This window comes from Nocardia farcinica (genome assembly GCF_029867845.1).
Lineage (GTDB): Bacteria > Actinomycetota > Actinomycetes > Mycobacteriales > Mycobacteriaceae > Nocardia > Nocardia farcinica_A.
The window spans coordinates 1-4,922 of sequence record NZ_JARWRU010001161.1 but is presented as its reverse complement, the minus strand read 5'-3'; the positions used below and the strand labels follow the sequence as shown (position 1 = coordinate 4,922).

General features: G+C 67.3%; 7 protein-coding genes. 1 reads left to right on the top strand and 6 read right to left on the bottom strand.

Translation table 11 applies throughout. The features are described from left to right. Positions 1–68 precede the first annotated feature (68 nt). From QH283_RS25765 to QH283_RS25745, 5 genes are all read right to left on the bottom strand, one after another. The gene (locus QH283_RS25765; protein WP_280505525.1) at positions 69–638 is read right to left on the bottom strand and encodes a hypothetical protein; all 570 of its coding nucleotides are present in this window, start codon (positions 636–638) and stop codon (positions 69–71) included. Positions 639–694: 56 nt separating this feature from the next. Then, positions 695–943 (bottom strand): hypothetical protein, encoded by a 249-nt coding sequence (locus QH283_RS25760; protein WP_280505524.1) that lies wholly within the window; start codon positions 941–943, stop codon positions 695–697. 328 nt (positions 944–1,271) lie between these two features. Then, positions 1,272–1,544 (bottom strand): hypothetical protein, encoded by a 273-nt coding sequence (locus tag QH283_RS25755; RefSeq protein WP_432420782.1) that lies wholly within the window; start codon positions 1,542–1,544, stop codon positions 1,272–1,274. Positions 1,545–1,587: 43 nt separating this feature from the next. Then, positions 1,588–1,803, bottom strand: coding sequence for a hypothetical protein (locus tag QH283_RS25750; protein WP_280505522.1), 216 nt, complete (start codon positions 1,801–1,803; stop codon positions 1,588–1,590). A 115-nt stretch (positions 1,804–1,918) separates the two neighbouring features. Then, positions 1,919–2,314, bottom strand: a complete 396-nt coding sequence (locus QH283_RS25745) for a YbaB/EbfC family nucleoid-associated protein (protein WP_280505521.1) — start codon at positions 2,312–2,314, stop codon at positions 1,919–1,921. 235 nt (positions 2,315–2,549) lie between these two features. On the opposite strand from QH283_RS25745, the gene QH283_RS25740 reads away from it, so the two are divergent. Continuing rightward, entirely contained in the window at positions 2,550–3,047 is a 498-nt protein-coding gene (locus QH283_RS25740) for an oxidoreductase family protein (RefSeq protein WP_280505520.1), read from the top strand. A 208-nt stretch (positions 3,048–3,255) separates the two neighbouring features. On the opposite strand, the gene QH283_RS25735 is transcribed toward QH283_RS25740, so the two are convergent. Further along, a partial coding sequence (locus QH283_RS25735) for a hydroxysqualene dehydroxylase (RefSeq protein WP_348538318.1) occupies positions 3,256–4,922 on the bottom strand: 1,667 nt, incomplete at its 5' end.

The following is a 4,922-nucleotide window of genomic DNA, read 5'->3' as shown; positions in this document are numbered from 1 at the left end:
GGCTGGCAGGGGTCGGAGACTCGCCGGACCTATTGTCTCTGCTCGGCGGTCGGCGTAGGGGGCGTGGACTATTCCGGCCAGGGCATCAGGTCGTCGAGGTGGTCGTCGATCGCTGTGGCGATGGTGAGTGCGGTCTTCTCGGCTCGCTCGGAGACATCGGGTGTCCCCGGTCCCAGGTCGTTGCCGCTGGCAGTGACCTTGACCTCGAGGTTGCGTGCCCGGAAGACGACCCTGGAGTAGGCGCCGGGCGCGCCCAGACGTGTCCCGGTCTCCTGGTGCGCGCTGTCGCCCAGCAACGGCACCGGGGTGGCGGCACTGGGCCGGTGGAGCGGCTCGGTGGCCAGGATGAGTTCGATCCTGACGTCGCGGCCGAGAAGGAAGTCCGGACCGGTGCGATCTCGGTAGGCGAAGCAGGAGATCGAGGTCGGGGTGGCGGTTGTCGTGGCGTGTTCCTCGCCGAGTGTCCCGGGCAGGTCCGGCGAGGACACATCAGCGAAGAATTCCCGGATCGGTGTGATGGTCCGGTCGGTGATGGCCTGGCAGTCGGCGGGCACAGACCGGTAGGCCAACGGCTCGGACGGATCCTGTTCCGGTGTCGAGCACCCGGCCGCGACCAGTACCGAGGCGACGAGAGCCATCCCTGCACTGCCCGCTGCCCGATGCACGAAACGGCGCGGGGTCCGCTTCCTGCTGGTCATGACGGGGTGCCCCAGCCGGGACCAGTCGGGTTGCGCGGCTGCCACCCGGTGGTGTCCAGAGCAGCGGGGGAGATGGCCCCGGGGACCGCGATCTCACCTGCTCGGGTGATGATCTCGTCCATCTTGCCGGCGATCTCTTTCTTGTAGTTGATGACCGACTCGATCACCTTGCCGGTTTCTTCCATGAACTGCGCGAGTGTCTCGAGAATCTGTGTCTCGATGCTGCCACCGTCGAAGGTGACCAACTCTCGGATCTCTTCGAGCAGCCCACCGGAGAACTCGGCGACGATCGCCGCGTACTTGGAGATGTGTGCGATGGAGGCTGCCGTCGATCGACTGCGTCAGCTCCGAGACCGCTGTCTGCCACCCCGCCAGCACCGTGGAGACGTCATTCGGGTTGCCGAGCATTTTGCGAATCAGTTCGACCTGCGCGCGCACCACGGTGTAACCGACCCGTTCGGCCGTCGTCACCAGCGTGGCTGCCTGCTCGTAGGGGAAGACCATCTCCGCGGAGAGCCCGAACGGGTTCTTGTCAGCCGGGATCGGGTAGCCCTCCTGCGTTTTCCTGCCCATCTAGTTACCCGCTTGCGCGTCGATGAACCCGAACTGCCGGTACCACTCGGCATCCACAGCCTCGAAGTGAGTGGCACACGTTTCCAGCCCGGTCGCCGCCGACTGGATGGAAAGGTGCCCCTGGATCAGCTTTCCGCTCACCGTGCTCGCCGCCGCATTGAACTTCGCCACGATGTCGTTGCCGTAGAAGCCGAGCGCGTCCTCGGCCATCGGCGCACCACCGATAGCCGCATTCGCGTTCCGCCAATGGTCGGAGGCCTGATCGACCTCCACAGCCTGCAGCCTCAACGCCGCCGGGCATACCCGAAAATCAGTGTCAGCCAAAGCTGTTCCCCCTAGTCAGTTCCTGCGCTCGCCTGATCTGCGGTTTCGCTGCCGGTGAGTTCAGGGCCGCAATGATCGCCGCCACCACATCGGCTTCGTTGGATTGCGATACCTCGTAGGCCTCGAGGTTGAGATCACGAAGCGCGCCGGTGCCGTCCACCGTGAGGCTGCCGTACTCCGAGCCGGTATAGCGGTCGACGACAGGCACCGATGCCGTTCGGCCGCGCGCCGCTCAGAATGCCTGCCCGAGCGGATATCGACGATGAGCTGCTTCCAGTCGCGATTCATCTCCGCGACCATGTGATAGAGCCGATCGAACTCGGTCACCTCATCCCCTCCCTGCCACTGTGGGGGTCACGCAGGTCATCGAGCAGGTCGTAGGCATCGGGAAACGCCTGCGCGAACCGGCCCCGCATCTCCTCGGAAGCCTTCGCCCTCGCCTGGCCAACCGCCTCGACGATCGCCCGGCACACCTTGTCGATGTCATCGGCCAACAGCCACGCAGGTTGACTGAGGTCACCGAAACCCGACGCCAACGAAATGTGCGTCAGCGCGCCGGTGCTCGTCACCTGAACCGTCGCCTCGCCCCCACCGGAAGTAGCCGTGAAAGACAAGCTGGCGCCATCGTTCTCGACTCCCTCGACCCGCTGCCTCACAGCGGCGAGCTGTCGATCACCCAACTCCTGCAGACGGCGAAAATCTTCGAGCTCGAAACCCACATTCCCCCCAAAACGGTCGGCACGCGCCAGTGATCTTCCCTACCGCCTCACACCGATGTCAAACCTGACCCCACCACACCGAGCATCCATCGCCACCCAGGCGCCCGCGGTGTCCTTGCCAGGCCGTCACGCTGTCGGTGGCGGTGTTCTCCGCGGTGCCAGACGGCATCGACGACGGAACGACTGTAGGCAGTTTCGACGCCGTCACCACCTGGAGGTTAGCTTTGGTCCTGAAATGGCACGAACGGTCGTGAAATGGCTGTTGACCTGCGGTGAGAGCCCGCACCAGATCGCTGACCTGGCATTTTCTTCGGGCGGAGTCAGGGGTTCGAGTCCCCTGAACTCCTCTCGGCAGTCCGAGCGTCAACCTACCCATGACAAGGATTCGGATTCTGCGATCGTCACCGCTGTCGACTGGCAGACCCTCGGCCTCGCCCTGCCCGCCCGCGACCTGTCCTTCTTCATCGGCACCTCGCTCGACCCCGACCGGCGCCGCGCGCACGAGCAGGCGCTGGTGGAGGAGTACCACCGCACCCTCCGCGCCATCGGCGTCACCGACTACAGCCTCGAACAGTGCTGGCAGGACTACATTTTCGCGCTCCCGCAGGGCCCGCTCATCACCGTCTTCGGCGCGGCTTTCGGCGCCGTCACCGCACGCGGCGACGAGATGTTCGCCGTCATGACCCGCCGTAGCTGCGCCGCCATCCGCGAACTGTCGGCCCCGGGCGCATGATCCTGCTGACTGAAGGTGTCGGCGCACGCAACCCTGTGGTGGGTGGATGGGCCCGTGTGCGGGCCGGTAGCGTCGACTTTCAGGGCAACGTGCGCTGTCATGTGAACGATCCGGTGCTGGCCGGGGCAGAGCCGAAACACTCGGTGATCTCGTCATCGAACGCACCGACAGCCGGGTCACCACCCGCCTGAGCGAAGGCGACCCGGGGTCAGACCAGGTCGAGCACGTGCGGCAACCCGGCCCGGTACCGGTCCGCGTCGATCGCCTTGGCCGCTTCGAAGATCGGCACCTGCACCAGCGGGAACACCGGGACCCGGGGGCCGGGGTCGCCCGCGGCGTCCATGACGGCGTTGGCCGCGGTGCGCCCGGACTCGTTGGCGCCCTCCATGGTGGCCAGGTCGATGTGGTTGCGCACGTGGTCGCCGCCGAAGAACAGGTTCGGGATCGCGCAGTGCGAGTGCGGGCGGTCGGCGTAGGAGCCGACGGTGTTGACCAGCAGGGGAGTGGCGTTGTCGATGGCCTCGCCCTGCCAGGTGATGCCGGGATCGAGGTGCCAGGAGTGCACGTCCTCGTCGCGCAGCCAGCCGGTGCCGGTGTTGAGCCATTCCTTCAGCTGCGCCCAGGTCTCGGCGGCGATCTCCTGCTTGGTGCACTGTTTGGCGGTCCTGCCGTAGAGGATGCCGGGGGTGTCCCAGTCGGAGATGTCGACCGAGAGGCATTCGCGCACCGAGCCGTCGCCGTAGCGGCTCGCGAAATCGTCCACCCACATGGGCGCCTGGCGCAGCGCGGTCAGCGCCCACGGGGTGCCGAGCGCGGCGATGTGGCCCTCCGGGATGTCGGTGGGCGTGCGCAGGTAGTACTGGATGCCGACCATCCAGTCCACGATCAGGCGCCGCATCCCCTCCAGGCTCGGATCGGCGTTCAGCACAGTGGAATTCAGCAGCGGAACGGTGCGCTCCACCGGAGCGGCGATCACATACCAGTCGGCGGTCACCGTGCCGGAGCCGCCCGGCCCCGAGGTGCGCACCCCGCTGACCAGCCCGCCGCGCATGTCGATGTGCGCGGCGCCCTGACCGAGCACGAAACGCACTCCGCGCGAGCGCAGGTAGTCCACCCACGGGTCGATCCAGGCCTCGTTGGTCGGGCGGTTCAGGATGCGGTCGATGCCGCCGGAGTACTGCGGGACCAGGCCGGTGCCCGCCAGCACCAGCGCCTCGCCGATGGTGCCGATGGTGCGCGCCGAACTCATGTGCGGCTTGGCGGCGACGGTGATCCTGGTCAGCGCGGACACCAGGTACTCCCGGTAGGCCGCCGACTTGCCGTCGGCGCGCAGCGCCTGCTCCCAGGTCATGTGCTCCCACTGCCCGAACCTGCGCTCGTGACAGGAGGTGAACCACATCATCATCTGCTTGCCGAAGAACGCCATCTCGGTGGGCGGCAGTTCGGGGATGAAGCCCACCGCGCTGACGATGCTGTTCTGGATGCGTTCGGGGGTCAGTTGATCGATCGCGCCGAGCTCGACCGGCGCGAAGATCGGCGGCCTGCCCCGGAACCCGGCCACCGTGCCCTCCACCCGGATCAGGTTGTCGGCCACGCCGTTCGGGTTGCCGGGGAACGGTATCCGGCTCATCAGCTCGGGAATGTGCTGGTAGCAGCCGGGGAAGAAGCGGAACCCGTGCTCGCCCGGCAGGTCGAGCCGCCCGCCCGCGCCGGTGCCGGGCACCGGCATGCTGCGCGCCTTGCCGCCCAGGTGGGCGGGCTCGTAGACGGTGACCCGGTAGCCGCGTTCGATCAGTTCGTGCGCGGCGGACAGGCCCGCGACGCCGCCGCCGAAGACGGCCACCTCGCGCCCGCCGCCGGTGCGCAGCCACGGGG